The sequence below is a fragment of the Plantactinospora endophytica genome (assembly GCF_016862915.1).
GTDB lineage: Bacteria > Actinomycetota > Actinomycetes > Mycobacteriales > Micromonosporaceae > Plantactinospora > Plantactinospora endophytica.
The window spans coordinates 39377-55623 of the sequence record NZ_BONW01000029.1; the positions used below are offsets into that span (position 1 = coordinate 39377).

A 16247-nucleotide genomic window follows, 5' to 3' on the forward strand; every position below is an offset into this window, starting at 1 on the left:
GTAACCGTGACGCCGAGGTCGACAGGAGGCGGACATGGGCAACGGGGTCGACCGGTCGAACGGGTACGCTGCGCGCTCCGGCCAGTTCCTGGACCGCCTCCCCTGGCTGGTGCGCTGGGCGGTGATAGCCAGCGTCTGCCTGCTGATCGTCACCGCCGGGGCGTACGTCCTCGCGCAGATCGCCACCCGGCTCGGCCCGCTCAGCATCGCGCTCGCCGCGACCCTGTTCCTGGCCGGGCTGCTCGACCCGGTGGCCACCCGGCTGCGCCGATGGCGGCTCCCGCCCGCGCTGGCGGCGCTGCTCACCGTACTGCTGCTGTTGGGGCTGCTCGGCGGTGCCGTACTGCTCATCTGGCGGCTGACCGCCGACCAGTTCTCCGACCTGACCCAGCAGCTCGACCAGGGGCTGGAGCGTACCCGGGACTTCCTCACCGGCACGCTGCCGATCAGCCGGGAGCAGCTCGACCAGTGGACCCGGCAGGCGGTGACCGGGGTGCAGAAGTCGGCGCCGGATCCGATCAGTGGCGCGGCGACCGTCGCGGAGGCGGTCGGTGGACTCCTGCTGGTCCTGGTACTGCTGTTCTTCCTGTTGAAGGACGGCCGCCCGATGTGGCGCTGGGTGCTGGGCTGGGTCGCCGACGGCCCTCGGGAGCGGACTGCGGCGGCCGGGCGGGCCGGCTGGCGGACGTTGGGCGCGTACACCCGGGGCACGATGATGATCGCCGCGATCGACGCGATCGGGATCGGGATAGCGCTGGTGGTGCTCCGGGTTCCGCTGGCGCTGCCGCTGGCGGTGATCACCTTCCTCGGCGGCTTCGTACCGATCATCGGCGCCACCGTGGCCGGCAGCATCGCGGTACTCGTCGCGCTGGCCGCGAAGGGGCCGACGACCGCATTGCTGGTGCTGGCGGCCGTCATCGCCGTACAGCAGTTGGAGGGCAACCTCCTCGAACCGCTGATCATGAAACGGCAGGTGCGGCTGCATCCGGTGGTGGTGCTGCTGGTGGTCACCGCCGGTACGCTGCTCGGCGGCATCGTCGGCGCCTTCGTCGCGGTACCGATCGCCGCAGTCCTCTACAACGTGGTCAGCACGGTGGCAACGGACCGCCGCGACCGGGCCGCCGGCCAGGGCGAACGAGCGGACCAAGGCGACCCAGCGAACCAGGGCAAACCACCGGACCAGGGACCAGCCGGCCAGGGCGGACCGTCCGGCCAGGCGACGGCAGGTCCGCCACCCGCCGACGGGCGCCGGGAGCAGCCGGAGACCTGACGTGTGGTCTCTTCCGGGCCGACGTCTCGGACGGGAGCTCTTCCTGGCCGACGTCTCGGACGGAAGCGGTCAGGGTGTGCCGAGCTGGGTGTGTAGTTCGGCGCCGCTCAGGTCGGCGAGGTAGACCGGGCTGCCCGGCTGGTGCCGACGTCCCTCGGCCAGCCGGCCGGCGTCCACCGGCTCGTAGCCGACCTGTTCGATCAGGTCGGAGACCCGGCGTTTGGCGTCGACGTCGTCGCCGGAGACCGGGATGCCGTAGCGCCGCTGCGCCGAGGACTGCCGGCCGAACTCGCGCAGGTGGTCCCAGCGCATCGTGTTGAACGCCTTCACCACCCGGGCCTGCGGCAGGTGCCGCTGGAGCAGCTCGCTGGAGGTGGTCCGGTCCTGGTCGAGGTCGGGATGGTGGCCGTCCCGCTCCGGGTAGTAGTTCCCGGTGTCGATCACCGTCTTGCCGGCCATCGGGTCGGCGGGCAGTCCGTCGTACCGGCCGACGGGCATGGAGACCACCACGACCTCGCCGAACCGGGCGGCGTCCTCGACAGTCGCCGGACGCGCCCGCTCGCCCAACTCGTCGGCCAGCCCACGCAGGGTGTCCGGGCCCCGCGAGTTGGCCACCGCCACCTCGTGGCCCGCCTTGGCGAACAGCCGGGCCAGTGTCCCGCCGACGTGTCCCGTTCCGACGATGCCGATCCGCACGGTTCTTCCCCTTCCCACCGCCTGGGCCGGGCTACCCGACCGGTCACCGGTCAAACACCCGACCCGCACCCGGGCGCGGACATAGGCTGGCCGGACCCGGGCCGGTCGGGCCGGGGCAGCGGTCCGAGCGGAGGCGACGGGATGACTACCGGGCCCAGGTCGGAGTTCGTCGGCCGGCGTGCGGCGCCGGCGCTGCGGCAGTACCTCGCCGGGTACGTCGGCTACCGGGAAAGCGGGTTACCGCCCGGGCGACACCGGGGCCTGCCGTCGCCGTACCTGACGCTGATCGTCACCCTCGACGACCCGCTGGTGGTGCTCGCCCACCCGGATCCGGCCACGCCCCCCGGGCGGTACGACACGCTGCTCGGCGGCCTGCACACCGCACCCGCGCTGATCGCACATCCCGGCCGGCAGTCCGGGATCCAACTGTTGCTGCACCCGCTCGGCGCCCGGGCCCTGCTCGGCCTGCCGGCCGGGGGACTCGCGCACGCCGACGTGGATGCCGGCACCGTCCTCGGGCCGTTCGCCGCCGAACTCCGGGAACGGCTCGTCGGCACCGACGGCTGGGCCGGGCGGTTCGCACTGCTCGACCGGTTGCTCACCGAGCGGCTCGCCCCGGACACCCGACTCCCGCCCGAACTCCTGCACGCCTGGCGGCGCCTGCTGACCACCGGCGGCGGCGTGCCGGTGGCCGTACTGGCCGAGGAGACCGGCTGGAGTACCCGCTACCTGAGCCGCGCGTTCGGGGTCGAGATCGGGCTGGGTCCGAAGCGGGCCGCCCGGGTGGTGCGGTTCGACCGGGCCCGCCGGCTGCTCCGGCGCCCGCCGGTCGCCGGTCGGCCCGGATGGCTGGCCGAGGTCGCCGCCGCGACCGGCTACTACGACCAGGCGCACCTCGACCGGGACTTCCGGGCCTTCGCCGGCTGCCCGCCCAGCCGCTGGCTCGCCGACGAGGGTGCGGTCGCGCCGGGCGCCGGGCGATCGGAGCGGGTCGCCGAACCGGCCGGGGTCGGCACGTCGACCGGTGCGGCCCGACCGGTTCGCGGGGCGGGCACGTACGGTGCGGGCCGGCCGGGTCGCGGGGGATCGCCAGCGGGGTCAGGGTCAGCGACACCAGCGTCGCCGTCCAGGGTCACATCCATGCCAAAAAAGATCAGCTTCCCCGGGCACGTGACCCGGTCGGCGGACCGGGGCGAGGAGTTCCGAAACGTCCAAGCCGGGGCGGGGACCGGGCCGGCAGACTCGCCGGCATGACAGCGAACTCGCCTCCACCGCCGCAGGTGTGGCCCACCCTGCGGGCCCGGGACGCCCGGAGACTGATCCGGTTCCTCGTCGACGCGTTCGGCTTCGAGGAGGTGGTGGTCAGCGCCGACGGTGACGTCGTACACCACGCCCAGCTCCGCTGGCCGCCGGGCGGCGGCATCATGCTCGGCTCCGTCCGGGACGATCCGGCGGACCGCTGGCCGTTGCGGCCGGGCACCTTCGGCGCGTACGCCGTCGCCGAGGACCTGGACACGTTGTATGCCCGGGCGGTCGCGGCCGGTGCCGAGGTGGTCCAGGAGGTCCGGGACACCGACTACGGGTCGCGCGACTTCCTGGTCCGGGACCCGGAGGGCAACCGGTGGTCGTTCGGCACCTACCGGGGCGAGGCCGCGCCGGCCTGACCTCCAGGGGACGGCGGCACGGGGGCGGCGGCACGGGGGGCCGTCCAGGTGCACGTCGACGGCACCGCCACCCTGCCGGTCTCCAGGTGCGACAGTGCGGCGGAACCCGCTGCGGTCGACGGCGGTCAGATCCGCTCGACGGCCGGGCGGCCGGCCCGGCCGGGACGGTGGTCGCACACCGTCCCGGCCGGCGGCCGTCACGCGGCGCTGTAGGTCAGGCAGCGGTCCAACCGGACGCTGTCGTCGTGGCTCCAGTACTCCACGATCCGGTCGCCGTCGACCCGCAGGATGTCGACGCCGGAGCAGGCCACGATGATCCGATGTGGACAGAGGTTGGCCGGGTCGTCACCGGCCCGGGTGAGCATCCACCGGCCGGCGATCAGGTCGGGGCCGATGATCGGACCGACCTCGACGGCGAGCCGTGCGTCCGGGCAGCCGGCGTGCCGGCCGGACACCCAGGCGACCAGCGCCTGCCGACCCTGGACCTGCTCCGGGGAGCCGCCGGGCACCGGCAGGTGGGCGAGGACCGTGGGCGCGAGGATCTCCTCGACGAGCGAGCGGTCCCCGTTGCGCAGCGCCATCCAGTTCTGCCAGAGCATCGGCCGGGAGTCGACCGGGACCACGACCGAGCTGTGGTTGGTGTTGATGGTCATCGCGAGAGTCCTCCCGTGGGCGGTGAACCGGCCCGGTGCCCGTCGATCGCGTCGGCGGCACCGGGCCGGCCTCGTCACCCACCATTCTCGGCGCTGGTCAGGACAGCATCCTGTCCGCTTTTTTCGACGAATCCGCTCGTCCGGGCAGTTGAAGCCGGGTCGCCGGCACGTCGAGACCACCCCGCCAGGCGGGCTCGATCGACCGGGGCGGCGCGGTCTCGTCGGTGGGCGCCGCCCGGCGCATCCGGTCCAGCCGGAAACCACGTACCTCCTGCCGGAGCCGGCACCAACCGACCAGATACCACTGGCGCCCGGCGCCGAGCAGTTCCACCGGCTCGATCAGCCGGTGCGAGATGGCGCCGTGCCGGTCGACGTACTCGATGGAGAGCACGGTGCGGCTCAACAGCGCGTCGCCGGCGGCCCGGAGCACCTGCCGGGCCGGCGCCGCCACCGGCTCCGGCGCCAACTCCGCCAGCCGGATCCGGCCGGCAGCCTCGCGTACCGCGTCCACTCCGGACGGTGGCATCACGGCAAGGATCTTGTGCAGCACCGAGCGTGCCGCGTCGAGGAACGGGGTGTCGGCCATCGTCTCCAGGGCGACGGCGGCGGCGACCGCCTCCCGAGGGGTGATGTTCACCGGCGGCAGGGTGTAGGCCCGGTCCAGCACGTAGCCGCCACCCCGACCCAACTCGGGGTAGATGGGCACGCCGGACTCCTGTAGGGCGCCGATGTCCCGCCTGATCGTGCGCGCGTCGACCTCGAATCGGTCGGCGAGCCAGCGTGCGCTGCGCGGTCGGGGTGCGACCGCGCGCAACTCCTCCACCAGGGCGTAAAGCCGATCGGTACGGTTCACCTGCCAAAACTACCGGTCAGGTACGACATTTCCGGCCGACCGGCGACCCGCCGCCGACCGGTTCCGGGTCGGTCAGGAGCCGCTGCCGACCAGCCCCGGCGCGTCGGCGAGCCGCAGTACGATGCCGGCCAGTGCCGGAGTCCGGGTGTCCCGGGGATCGGTGAGGATCCCCGCCCAGAACCGGGCGTCCCGGGCGCCCTCCCGGTCACCTGTCTCGTCGTACGCCCGGGCCAACATCTGCAACGTGGCTGCCTGGGCCGACGGCATGCTCATCTCCTCGAACGTCCGGGCGCACCGGCGCAGTACCCCGACCGCCGCCACGGCCCGCCCCTCGCCGATCCAGCTCACCGCCAGGTCCCGGGCCAGCCCGGTGGCCCAGGGCCGGTCACCCAACTGCACCGCCAGGTCGTGGCTCTGCTGGAGCCGGTGCACCGCCTCGGCCCGCCGGCCCAGGCAGACCGCCGCCGAGGCGAGATGCCGCAGCGCGGCCAGCAGGACGTACCGGTCGTTCACCGTACGCAGCAGCGCCACGGCCCGCTCCGCGGCGGCGTACGCCAGCGCCGGCTCGTCACGGAGCAGTCGGGTCACCGCCAGCGCGTTCAGGCAGCGGGCGGTGACAATCTCGGCCGCGCCCAGCTCACCGGCCTCGGCCACCGCCGTCTCGTCCACCGTCAGCGCCTCGTCCAGCCGGCCCAACCCACGGTAGGCGGCGGAGAGCACCGGTGCGGCCAGCAGGGCACCGAGCGGGTCGCCCTCGGCCCGGAACAGCGCGACCGCCCGCTCGGCCGTCGACGCGGCGTCCTCGGCGCGGTTCTGGTAGTCGTACAGCACCGCCTGGTCGCTGAGCAGGCAGGCCAGGCCGTGCCGGTCAGCGAGCCGCTCGTACCGGTCCCGGCCGTCGCGCAGCCGCTCGGCGGCGCCCGCCAGGTCACCCCGGGCCAGCCGCAGCACACCGCTGACGAAGTCGGCCCGGGCGATCGTCCGGTCGTCCCCGATCCGCTCGGCGGCCTGCCGGGCGAGCCGCTGCACCGCCTGCAACTCCGTCCAGTGGCCGTGCACCCAGAGGAACGGGGCGAGCCGCTCGGCGAGGTCGATCGCGGCCCGCTCGGCGGCGCACTCCCCGGCCAGCCCGAGCAGGCCGGTGAGGAAGTCGAGTTCGGCGGTGAACCAGCCCAGCGGGTCGGCGGCGACCCGCTCGGCGGCCCGGGACGGGCGTACCGGCTCGGGCCGCTCCTCCAGGCGGGCCCAGGTCAGGGTGCGGGGCAGCCGGCGGGCGGCGCTGCCGGCCAGCGCGGCGGCGGCCACCACCAGCCGGCGGCGGGTCGCCGCGCGTCGTCGTACCGCCGGGGTTTCCGGTCGGGCGGGCCCGGCCGGTGCGTCCGCCCCGGAGGCCGGCCGGTCCGGGGCGGGCCGGTCGTCGACGACGAGTTCCTCGGCGTAGACCCGGAGCAGGTCGTGCAGGCGGTACCGGGGTTCGCCGCCGTCGGCCGGCCGGGCCACCTCCAGCAGGCTCGCCTCGACCAACTCGTCCAGCACCCGGTCGGCGTCGGCACTGTCCAGCAGTTCGGCCACCGCCCAGGCCGCGAAACTCACCGCGCCGAGCGAGCCGAGCAGGCCGAACGCCTCCCGGGTCGGCGCGGAGAGCGCCTGCACGCTGAGCGCCAGGCTGGCCCGGACCTGCTGGTCACCGGCGGCGAGTTCGTCGAGGCGCTGCCGCTCGTCGTCGAGGCGGTCGGCGAGGATCGCCAGCGGCCAGGACCGGGTGGCCAGCCGGGTGCCGGCGATGCGTACCGCCAGCGGCAGGTTGCCGCAGGCGGCGGCGATCCTGGCCGCCTGACCGGGCTCCTCCGCCACCCGCTCCGGCCCCACCACGTGGGCGAGCAGGGCTCGCGCCTCGTCGTCGGTCAACGGGCCGACCGGCAGGTGCCGGGCGTCGATCAGCCCGCTCAGCCGGCGCCGGCTGGTGGTCAGCACCGCACTGCCCGGCGTACCCGGGATCAGCGGCCGGACCTGGGCGGCGGTCGCGGCGTCGTCGAGCACGACCAGCACCCGCCGGTCCGCGAGCCGGGCCCGGTAGGCCGCGGCCAGCGCGGCGAGGTTCTGCGGCAACGCCGATCCTGGTACGCCGAGCGCCCGGAGCAGGTCGGCCAGGACCGCGGCCGGATCCCGGGGCGCGGCCGAGGCCCCGGCCAGGTGTACGAAGAGTTGCCCGTCGGGAAACCGCTCCCGGATCCGGTGCGCCACCGTCACCGCCAGGGCGCTCTTGCCCACGCCTGGCTGTCCGGAGACCGCCACCACCGGCACGGCGCCGCCGTCCGGCTCCAGCGACCGCTCGATCCGCTCGATGGCACCGGTCCGGCCGACGAAGCCGGACAGGGCCGGCGGCAACTGGCAGACCGGGAACGGCGACCGGGTCTCCGCCGCCGGCCGGTTGCCGGGCCGGGCGACCGAGGGCTCCTCGCCCCGCAGGATCGCCTGGTGCAGCCGGCGCAGCTCGGGCCCCGGCTCGACGCCCAACTCGGTGACAAGGATCTCCCGGGCCCGCTGGTACGCGGCCAGCGCCTCGGCCCGGCGCCCGGCGCGGAAGAGCGCCACCATCAACTGACCGTACGGCCGCTCCCGCATCGGGTGCTCGGTCACCAGTTGGTGCAGCTCGGACAGGACGGTGGCGAGCTCGCCGTCGGCGTCGAGGTCGGCGTCCACGCAGTCCTCCTGCGCACCGATCCGTTCCAGCTCCCACTGGGCGAGTTCGGGCTCCAGCGTCGGCACCGTCAGGTCGGCGAGCGGCCGTCCGCGCCACTGCCGCAGCCCGCGCCGGAACCGCTCGGCCGCCAGCACCGGGTCACCGGCGGCCAGTGCCGCCCGGCCGGTGGCGATCTCCCGCCGGAACACCAGCACGTCGACGTCGTCGGCGCCCACCCGCAGCAGGTAGCCGTCGCTGCGGTGCTCGATCGTCAGGCCGGGCAGCCGCTCCCGCAGCCGGGAGACGTAGGTCTGCAGGTTGGAGGCGTACGAGGCCGGTGGGCGGTCGCCCCAGAGCGTCTCCACCAGCCGGTCGACGGTGACGAGCTGCCCGGCGTTCACCAGCAGCGCGCCCAGCACGGTGCGCTGGTGCCGGCTGCGCAGCACCACCTCGGCACCCGAGTCCGCGCAGACCCGCAGCGGCCCGAGCACCCCGAACTTCACGTGCCGTCTCCCCGAACCCAGCCGGCCAATCACGGACATGAAACCGTACTACGGTGTCTGCCCAGGATGTGGCCGCGTACCGGCCGTCGGGCGGCGCGGCGTCGGGCAATCGTGTGGCAATCGTGTGGCGGGCATCCCCAAGCTGCTAGAGGCCCGTGGGGGGCGGGCCGGTCACGGGGGTCGGCGTTCGGGGGCCCGGCGCCAGTATCTCTGGCACCGGATCGGGCGCCGGGCACCCGGACCATCCGATGTGTACGGCAGGTCGGCTCTCCACCGGCCACCAAGTCCGAAGAAGTTCACGGGAAGTGGGCGTGCCTACCAGTCGCTGGCCAGCGGAGCGATCGTCGGTGCGGCTGCCCTGACCGTTCCGGCCCGGCCGTCCCCACCGCCGGAGTTGACCGGTGCGACTTAGATGATGCCGGCCGACCGTCCGCCGGACGGCCGCGGCCATCCGTTCTCCTTCGAAAGGCAACGATGTCCACATATCCACCGCCGGGCTACGGCCCCGGCGAGCCGCCGCACGACCCCCGGCAGGACACCGGCTACGGCAACCCGCCCGGGTACGGCGCCCCGACGAGTGGCGGATCCGGCTACCCGCCGCAGTCCCCGGGCCCGTACCAGTCGTCGCCGGGCTCCTACCCGTCGTCGCCCGGCCCGTACCAGTCGGCCCCGGGCTCCTACTCGTCGTCGGCCGGCTCGTACCCGCAAGCGTCGGAGCCGTACCCGCAGGCGTCGGGCTACCCGTCGCAGCCGGGCTCACCGGCCGGGCCGGTTGCGCCGGCTTCGTTCGGCGAGCCGGTTCCGCCGAAGAAGAGCAAGGCGCCGCTGATCATCGGGATCGTGCTCGGCGTCGTGCTGCTCTGCTGCGGTGGCGGCACGGCGGCGGTGCTCTGGGCCGGCGACGACGGCGACCCGGCCAACGTGGCCGGCGAGCAGAGCCCGAGCCCCAGCCCGAAGGCGAGCGGCAAGACGACGCCGCCGAAGGGCAAGCCGTCGCCGACGCCCGGCGAGGAGACCATCGAGGGCAACCTCGACCAGTTCAAGAAGGGCGACTGCCTCACCATCGACGAGGCGACCGACGAGGTCGAGGAGTCCAGTTGCGGCGCCAAGGGCGCGCTGAAGGTGCTGCTGCGCAAGGACGGCACCATCAAGGAGTCCGCCTGCGAGTCCACCGACTACACGCAGTACCTCTACCAGGACGGAACCATCGGCACGCTCCAGGACTTCATCCTGTGTGTGGGTCCGGCCCGCTGACGGCGGTGCCGGGGTACGACCCGTGCCCGCGCGGCGGCCCGTGAGGGGGCAGGCCGCCGAAGGTGTACGGGGCACGGCCGGCCGCCCGGCGCGGCGGGCCGACGGAAGCTGACCAACGGGGGGTGCGGTGGTCCGGGGCGGAAGCGCCCGGGGCCACCGCACGGTCGCTTCCTTAGCCGCCAACCAAGCGATTCTTAAGAGTGAACTAAGCCGGCCGCTCGGGCTTGGTATCCGGGCTGCCGAACCGGTACATATTCTTCGTGACTCGTCGTCGGGATGTCGATACGGCCGAGCCGCTCACCGAATGGGTGACCGGCCTGCTGCCAAGGGTGCCGTCCGAGGACCCCTACGACCGGCCGCCGCCCCGGGGGCGGGACCGGGAGGCGTACGACGACGTCGACCGGTACGGCCCGGCCGAGCCGGCACGTACGGACGACGCCTGGTCGAATCCGTCCCGTGGCCGCGAGCCGTCCCGTGGCCGCGAGCCGTGGTCGTACGCCGAGGACGCGCCCGCGTACCGGCCCAACCCGATCAGCGGGGCGACGGAGGCGGCCCGGCACCGGGAGACCGCCGAGGTCGAACCCTACGACCGCAGCGGCCGGCTCTTCTTCCACATCGTCTTCTGGTCGGCGCTGGCCACCAGCGTCTACCTGTGGTGGCTGAACACCCCGGCCGAGTCGATCCGGACCACCGCCGACATCCTGATCGCCGGTGGCCGGCTCACCGGCATGGTCGGCGGGTTCCTGCTGCTCGCCCAGGTGCTGCTGATGAGCCGGGTCGGCTGGCTGGAGCGCTGGATCGGCGCGCACTCGCTGCTGATCTGGCACCGGGAGCTGGGCGCCTTCCTGCTGCTGGCCATCCTGGCGCACGCCGGACTGATCGCGGTCGGCTACAGCAAGCTCACCAACACGCCGGTGGTCGAGGGCACCTGGCGGCTGCTGAGCACGTACGAGGACATGATCAGCGCGACGGTGGCCACCGGCATCCTGGTCGGCATCGCGCTGCTGGCGATCCGGGCGATCCGCCGGCTGATGAACTACGAACTCTGGTACTACCTGCACCTGAGCACCTACCTGGTGCTGCTGTTCAGCTACGGCCACCAGTTCGCCGCCGGCCAGGAGCTCTCCAAGCCCGGCTTCGGGCAGTACTTCTGGGCCGGGCTGTACGTCTTCGTCGTCGCCTGTGTCCTCTGGGGACGGATCATCGCTCCGCTCAAGTTCAACCTGCGGCACCGGCTGCGGGTCGAGGACGTGGTCCCGGAGGCGTTCGAGATGGTCTCCATCTACATCTCCGGCAACCGGCTCGACGAGTTGGACGCCCGGGCCGGGCAGTACTTCCGGTGGCGGTTCCTGACCAAGGGCGCCTGGTGGCAGGCGCACCCGTTCTCGCTCTCGGCGGCGCCGAACGAGCAGTGGCTGCGGCTGACCGTCAAGGTGGTCGGCGACCACACCGAGTCGCTGCAATACCTGGAGCCGGGTACCCGGATCTTCGCCGAGGGGCCGTCCGGGGTGTTCACCGCCGACCGGGCGATCCGGCCCCGGGCCCTGCTGATCGCCGCTGGCAGCGGCATCGCGCCGATCCGGGCGCTGCTGGAGGACCTGCCCGAGCAGACGGTGGTGATCTACCGCTGCCGCAGCGAGGAGGAGTTGCTCTTCCGCGACGAGCTGGACTTCCTGGCCCGGTCCCGCAACGCCCAGGTGTGGTACGTCATCGGTTCCCGCGACGATCCGGCGCCCCGGCACCTGTTCACCGCGAAGGGCATGCGCGAGCTGGTGCCGGACGTACGCCGCCGGGACGTCTACCTCTGCGGGCCGCGTGGTCTGGTCGACGTCTCGATGCGGACGATGCGCAAGCTCCGGGTGCCGCGCCGGCAGATCCACCTCGACCCGTTCGAATTCTGATCCCCCGCACCCCACCCCTACGGAGGTAATTCCCGTGCGTCGCGCCGCCTTCGCCGTCCTCGGCACCGCCATCGGCGCCAGCCTGCTGATCGGTGCCAAGCTCGGCACCTCGTCGACCGCGAACCCCGACACCCAGGTGGCGTTGGAGGAGGAGACCGGCGCGTCGGCCGCCCCCAGCGCCTCCGCCAAGGCCCCGGCCGGCGGGAAGAAGACCACCGCGCCTCCGGCGGCGGCCAAGAAGCCGCCGGCCAAGCCGGCGGGCGGGCTGAAGGACGGCACCTTCGCCGGGGCGACCGCCAACTACGACTACGGCGCCATCAAGGTGACCATCACGGTCGCCGGTGGCAAGGTCACCGACGCCGACGCGACCTACCCCGACGAGGACCCGACCAGCGCCAGCATCAACGAGGGCGCCATTCCGAAGCTGCGCCAGCAGGCCCTCGCCGCGACCAGCGCCAGCAAGGTGAACACGGTCTCCGGGGCGAGCCTGACCAGCGCGGCCTACAAGGCGTCGCTACAGTCGGCGCTCGACAAGGCGAAGGCCTGAGTTCGATGGCCACCGCCGGGCTGCGCCGGGTCGAGCAGATCATGGGTACGCCGATCAGCGTGCATCTCACCGACCCGCTGCCGGCCCGGCGTCTGGCGGCGCTGGCCGACGAGACGTTCGACTGGTTCCGCGAGGTGGACGAGCGGTTCAGCACCTTCAAGGAGCACAGCGAGGTCAACCGGTTCGACCGGGGCGAACTGTCCATCCAGGACTGTTCCGCCGACCTGCGGCTGGTGGTCGAGGCCTGCGCCGACCTGTGGCGGGACACCGACGGCTACTTCGACGCGTACGCGACGGGCCGGTTCGACCCGTCCGGTTACGTCAAGGGCTGGTCGGTGCAGGTCGCCTCGGATCGGCTGCTGGCCGCCGGCTGCGAGTCGCACTGGATCAACGCCGGTGGGGACATCCGGGCCCGGGGCGGTCCCCGGCCCGGTGAACCGTGGCGGATCGGCGTCCGGCACCCGTGGCAGGAGGACAAGATCTGCTGGGTACTCGGCGGCAACGACTTCGCGGTCGCCACCTCCGGCACGTACGAGCGCGGCTTCCACGTGATCGACCCGTACCGGAGCGCGCCAGCCACCGAACTGACCTCGGTCACCGTGGTCGGCACGGACCTCGGCCGCACCGACGCGTACGCGACGGCCGGGGTGGCGATGGGCCAGTCCGGGCTGCGCTGGCTCGCCGACCTGCCGGACCACGAGGTCGGGATCATCACCTCCGACGAGCTGTGCTTCCGCTCGGACGGCTTTCCGGTGCTGCCCACCGAACCGGCGCAGCGCACCTCGGTGACCCGGTCCGACCTGACCGGGCAGCCCGCGCCCCGACTGGGCTGAGCCGCCCTGGGCTGAGCCGCCTGGGCCTCAGATGTGCCCCGGGGCGCTGTCCCCCGACGTCCCGCCGCTCGGCTGGGAGTCACCGAGGAAACGTGACCAGGTTCCGCCGTCGAGCAGTCCGCCGTCCCGGGCGAACAGCCGCACCGTCGCCAGCAGCCCGACGCTGCCGTACAGTGCCGCCGCCAGCCCCGGATCGAGCCCGATCGGCTGGTCGACCGGTTCGCCGTCGGGGCCGATCGGCAGCGGATGCCGACGCCGGGCGTCCCGGAGCGTACGCCCGCCGGAGAGGGTACGCCGGGGCAGAAACCAGCCGGCCAGCCCGACGAACGCCAGCACCACCAGCAGTCCCACCCCGACACCGAGCAGGTCGGCCGCGACCAGCCGGGCGACCATCATCGGCAGGACCAGCACCAGCATCGCCGGCAGCAGGAACCGGCGCCAGGCCGGACGGAGCAGTCCCAACCCGATCAGGCTCTCCCGCTGCTCGGCCAGGGCCTGCCGGACCCGCCGCTTGCCGGCCACCTCCCGGGGCGCCATCGATCCGTAGAGCGCACCGAACAGGGCGCGTTCCAGTGGTTCGCCGTCCGCCGGCATGCTGCCCGTCCGGGCGATCCCGCCGGCGCGGTCGGCGGTCACCCTGCCCCGGCCGTGCAGCAGCACCAGTCCGGCCCGGACGGCACCCCACGCACCACCGTTGAGGTAGCCGAGATCCGTCGTACTCAGGTCGCGTGGCGCTCTCATGTCTCCGAGTATGGGAAACCCACGCACGCCGGCCCGGCGGACGGTTGCCGGCCGGGCGGCGACCACTACCGGCCGGGCGGGAAGTTCAGTCGGGCAGGTGGCCGAGAAACCAGCACGCCGCCTCCTCGGCGACCTGGTCCAGGGTGCCGGGCTCCTCGAACAGGTGGCTGGCGCCGGGCACCACCCGCAGTTCCGCGTGGGCGTCGAGGTCGGCCAGGGCCTGTTCGTTGAGCCGCAGCACCTCGTCGTCCAACCCGCCGACCAGCAGCAGCGTCTCGGCGCGTACCCGACGCAGGTCGGCGCCGGCCAGATCCGGGCGGCCACCCCGGGAGACGACCGCGTACACCTGGTCGGGCCGGTGTGCGGCGGTGGAGAGCGCGGCGGCGGCTCCGGTACTGGCGCCGAAGAGTCCGACCGGCAGCCGTCCGGCCGGCTCCCCGGTCGCCAGCCAGTCGACAATGCCGACGAGTCGCCCGGTGAGCAGGCCGATGTCGAAGCGCAGCTCGCCGGTCCGGTCGTCGACCGCCTCCTCGCCCCGGGTCAGCAGGTCCACCAGCACGGTGGCCAGGGCGCGCCGGTGCAGCGCCTCGGCCACCATCCGGTTGCGCGGGCTGTACCGCGAACTGCCGCTGCCGTGCGCGAACAGCACGATCCCGCGCGCGTCGGCCGGGACGACCAGGTCACCGGCGAGCTGTACGTCTCCGGCCGGAATCGTGGTCTCGGTACTCCGGACGTCCATCCGCCTGCCTCCCCTGGCTGCTCGCGGCGCTTCCCGGCGCGGCGCCCGGCGCCGTGCGTGCCCCATTCGCCGTTCTGTCGGGCTTACCCGGCGGCGCCGGAGTCAACCCCGCACGAGACCGGCCGGCCCGGCGGCCGGGTTTGCCGGTCCGCAGCCGGGGAAGGCCGCGACGTCCGACCAGGCACCGGACGGCGGCAGGCCGACCGGCAGACGAACGTGAGGGACATGATGGCCCGCCACAAATCCGGCAAGGCGAAGTCCGGCCCGGCCCGCGCCGACGAGGCGGAGCAGCAGAATCCCGACCGGAGCGAATGGGCGGACGAGGCCGCCAAGGCCAGGTCGCTCGACGACCCGCGCCGGATGCCACCGCGCGACGCGGTCGGCATGCCGTCCAGCGGCGAACGGTACTCCGAGGACCCGCGCGACCGTTGACCGTCCGGACTCCGCGCCTCGCTCGGCAGAACAGGGTTCAGCCGCCACGCCAACGGCGGAGGCGGCGTCGACGGCGAGCGAGACGTTCGGGAGACCGGGCGGGGCAGCCGAAGACGGCCGCCCCGCCTGGGAACTCACGGTACGACGTCGAAGGCGTCGCGGTTCAGGACCCGGTTGTTGACGTAGAAGCGGTTCAGTTCGTTGCCGCCGCTGCTGTTCTCGAAGGCCGGGATGTAGCAGACGCTCCACCCGTCGGCGCCGACATGACGGACCGGCACCCAGTCGATCTGACAGCCGTCGAAGGTGTACCCCTGCGGCCACCCGCCGGTGTAGGCACCCTGGGACGTGGACTGGAACGGGTACTCGTCACAGCTGTACCCGCCGGGGGGTTGGTGCATGCCGGGGCAGGCGCGGCGGTGGTTCTGCGTCTGGTCGAACTCCTCGGTCGTCCGGTTCAGGGTCCGGGGCATGTTGTAGTGGTTGATCGCCAACTGGAGGTGCCGCAGGTAGCTGCCGTTGGCCGGGCTGGGCCGGTACGCCGGCCGGATCAGCGGGTACACGCAGCCCGGCTCGTTCAGGCCGGGTACCGCGTTGTCGCAGCGGAACCGTGGGCTCGACGCCCCGACCGCGTTGGAGTACTGCGGCGTCCAGGCGACGTTCGCGAACCAGTAGTAGAGCATCATCGAGGCGTCGTGTACCGCACCGGGCGCGGTGGCGGTGGTGCCGGCGTTCAGGATGAAGTTGGCCGACGCTCCCGCGTAGTCGACGAGGCGCGGGCTGCCGCCGGTGAAGCCGCTACAGCCGTACTCGCAGTAGCCCTCGTGCAGGATGAAGGTGCCGATCACCGCTCCGGCGAGGGCGGTGACCCGGACCGTCACGTTGTACCGGGGCCGCCCGTCGATCCCACCGAGGTCGACCATGAAGCTGGTGGTCATCACGATCACGCCGATCGGGGTACCGGACGGGATGTGGTAGACGGTCAGCGTGAGGCCTGCGGTGGCGCAGGCGCCTCTGCGGTCGTACTCCCAGGCGGAGGCGCCGCAGTTGACGGCGAGCGAGTTGTCCTCGGCCGCCGCGGTCGGGGTGGTCCGGGTCAGCGTCTCCATCTCGACGCAGGGCGCCGTACCGGCCCTGCCCCTGGCCGCGCCGGCCGCCCTGCTGAGCGTCGCCGCGCAGCTTTCCGAGGGCTTCTCCGGTGCCAACCTGAGTACGGCGGGGTCGACGGACGGCGGGGCCGCCGCCGCCGGCTGTCCGGGCAGCAGGGCCACGGCGCAGGCCACGGTCGCGGCCAGCGCGAGTAGCCGCCTTCGTACGGTGGAATCGGGCATCTGTCCTCCTCCAGTTCGGTCCCGGCCGCCCTGCGGGGGATGGGACGGCCGGCTGGCCGCAACCTACGGAGTTCCGCTGGACGGCGACTGGAGCCCAACTGGACGGGCCGACCGGCCCGCCGGGGCGGCGCGAATTTTCCACGCCGGATC

Annotated in this window: 15 protein-coding genes; 8 read left to right on the forward strand and 7 right to left on the reverse strand. The window is 73.5% G+C overall.

The genetic code is table 11. The features are described from left to right. Nucleotides 1-34 precede the first annotated feature (34 nt). Nucleotides 35-1270, forward strand: a complete 1236-nt coding sequence (locus tag Pen02_RS28340; RefSeq protein WP_203869186.1) for an AI-2E family transporter — start codon at nt 35-37, stop codon at nt 1268-1270. 69 nt (nt 1271-1339) lie between these two features. Here Pen02_RS28340 and Pen02_RS28345 read toward each other — a convergent pair whose 3' ends face one another. Next, nucleotides 1340-1966, reverse strand: a complete 627-nt coding sequence (locus tag Pen02_RS28345) for an NADPH-dependent F420 reductase (protein ID WP_203869187.1) — start codon at nt 1964-1966, stop codon at nt 1340-1342. A 141-nt stretch (nt 1967-2107) separates the two neighbouring features. On the opposite strand from Pen02_RS28345, the gene Pen02_RS28350 reads away from it, so the two are divergent. Next, nucleotides 2108-3220: a helix-turn-helix domain-containing protein gene (locus Pen02_RS28350; RefSeq protein ID WP_203869188.1), complete on the forward strand. Its 1113-nt coding sequence runs from the start codon at nt 2108-2110 to the stop codon at nt 3218-3220. Next, complete coding sequence (locus Pen02_RS28355) at nt 3217-3630, forward strand: VOC family protein (RefSeq protein WP_203869189.1); 414 nt, start codon at nt 3217-3219, stop codon at nt 3628-3630. The genes Pen02_RS28350 and Pen02_RS28355 overlap by 4 nt, the downstream gene beginning before the upstream one ends. 197 nt (nt 3631-3827) lie before the next feature. Here the strand turns inward: Pen02_RS28355 and Pen02_RS28360 are convergent, their stop codons facing one another. The 3 genes from Pen02_RS28360 to Pen02_RS28370 form a co-directional block, all read right to left on the reverse strand. Then, complete coding sequence (locus Pen02_RS28360; RefSeq protein WP_203869190.1) at nt 3828-4283, reverse strand: nuclear transport factor 2 family protein; 456 nt, start codon at nt 4281-4283, stop codon at nt 3828-3830. A gap of 97 nt (nt 4284-4380) precedes the next feature. Continuing rightward, nucleotides 4381-5136: a helix-turn-helix transcriptional regulator gene (locus Pen02_RS28365; RefSeq protein ID WP_203869191.1), complete on the reverse strand. Its 756-nt coding sequence runs from the start codon at nt 5134-5136 to the stop codon at nt 4381-4383. Between the two features lie 72 nt (nt 5137-5208). Further along, a complete protein-coding gene (locus Pen02_RS28370) occupies nt 5209-8322 on the reverse strand; it encodes an AfsR/SARP family transcriptional regulator (RefSeq protein WP_203869192.1) in 3114 nt (1037 codons plus the stop codon). Between the two features lie 474 nt (nt 8323-8796). Here Pen02_RS28370 and Pen02_RS28375 point away from each other — a divergent pair, with 474 nt between their 5' ends. From Pen02_RS28375 to Pen02_RS28390, 4 genes are all read left to right on the forward strand, one after another. Beyond that, nucleotides 8797-9576, forward strand: coding sequence for an LppU/SCO3897 family protein (locus Pen02_RS28375; RefSeq protein WP_203869193.1), 780 nt, complete (start codon nt 8797-8799; stop codon nt 9574-9576). 260 nt (nt 9577-9836) lie between these two features. Further along, nucleotides 9837-11477: a ferredoxin reductase family protein gene (locus Pen02_RS28380; protein WP_239141423.1), complete on the forward strand. Its 1641-nt coding sequence runs from the start codon at nt 9837-9839 to the stop codon at nt 11475-11477. A 34-nt stretch (nt 11478-11511) separates the two neighbouring features. Then, nucleotides 11512-12024 (forward strand): FMN-binding protein, encoded by a 513-nt coding sequence (locus Pen02_RS28385; protein ID WP_203869194.1) that lies wholly within the window; start codon nt 11512-11514, stop codon nt 12022-12024. 41 nt (nt 12025-12065) lie between these two features. Then, nucleotides 12066-12857 carry an FAD:protein FMN transferase gene (locus Pen02_RS28390; protein WP_203869218.1) on the forward strand — a complete coding sequence of 264 codons (792 nt, stop codon included), beginning with the start codon at nt 12066-12068 and terminating at the stop codon, nt 12855-12857. Nucleotides 12858-12884: 27 nt separating this feature from the next. On the opposite strand, the gene Pen02_RS28395 is transcribed toward Pen02_RS28390, so the two are convergent. Both Pen02_RS28395 and Pen02_RS28400 read right to left on the reverse strand, forming a co-directional pair. Further along, nucleotides 12885-13664 (reverse strand): TIGR04222 domain-containing membrane protein, encoded by a 780-nt coding sequence (locus Pen02_RS28395; RefSeq protein WP_275413617.1) that lies wholly within the window; start codon nt 13662-13664, stop codon nt 12885-12887. 19 nt (nt 13665-13683) lie between these two features. Further along, complete coding sequence (locus tag Pen02_RS28400) at nt 13684-14337, reverse strand: dienelactone hydrolase family protein (protein ID WP_203869196.1); 654 nt, start codon at nt 14335-14337, stop codon at nt 13684-13686. Nucleotides 14338-14562: 225 nt separating this feature from the next. Here Pen02_RS28400 and Pen02_RS28405 point away from each other — a divergent pair, with 225 nt between their 5' ends. After that, nucleotides 14563-14769 (forward strand): hypothetical protein, encoded by a 207-nt coding sequence (locus Pen02_RS28405; protein WP_239141425.1) that lies wholly within the window; start codon nt 14563-14565, stop codon nt 14767-14769. Between the two features lie 134 nt (nt 14770-14903). Here the strand turns inward: Pen02_RS28405 and Pen02_RS28410 are convergent, their stop codons facing one another. After that, the gene (locus tag Pen02_RS28410) at nt 14904-16097 is read right to left on the reverse strand and encodes a NucA/NucB deoxyribonuclease domain-containing protein (RefSeq protein ID WP_203869197.1); all 1194 of its coding nucleotides are present in this window, start codon (nt 16095-16097) and stop codon (nt 14904-14906) included. Between the last annotated feature and the right edge of the window lie 150 nt (nt 16098-16247).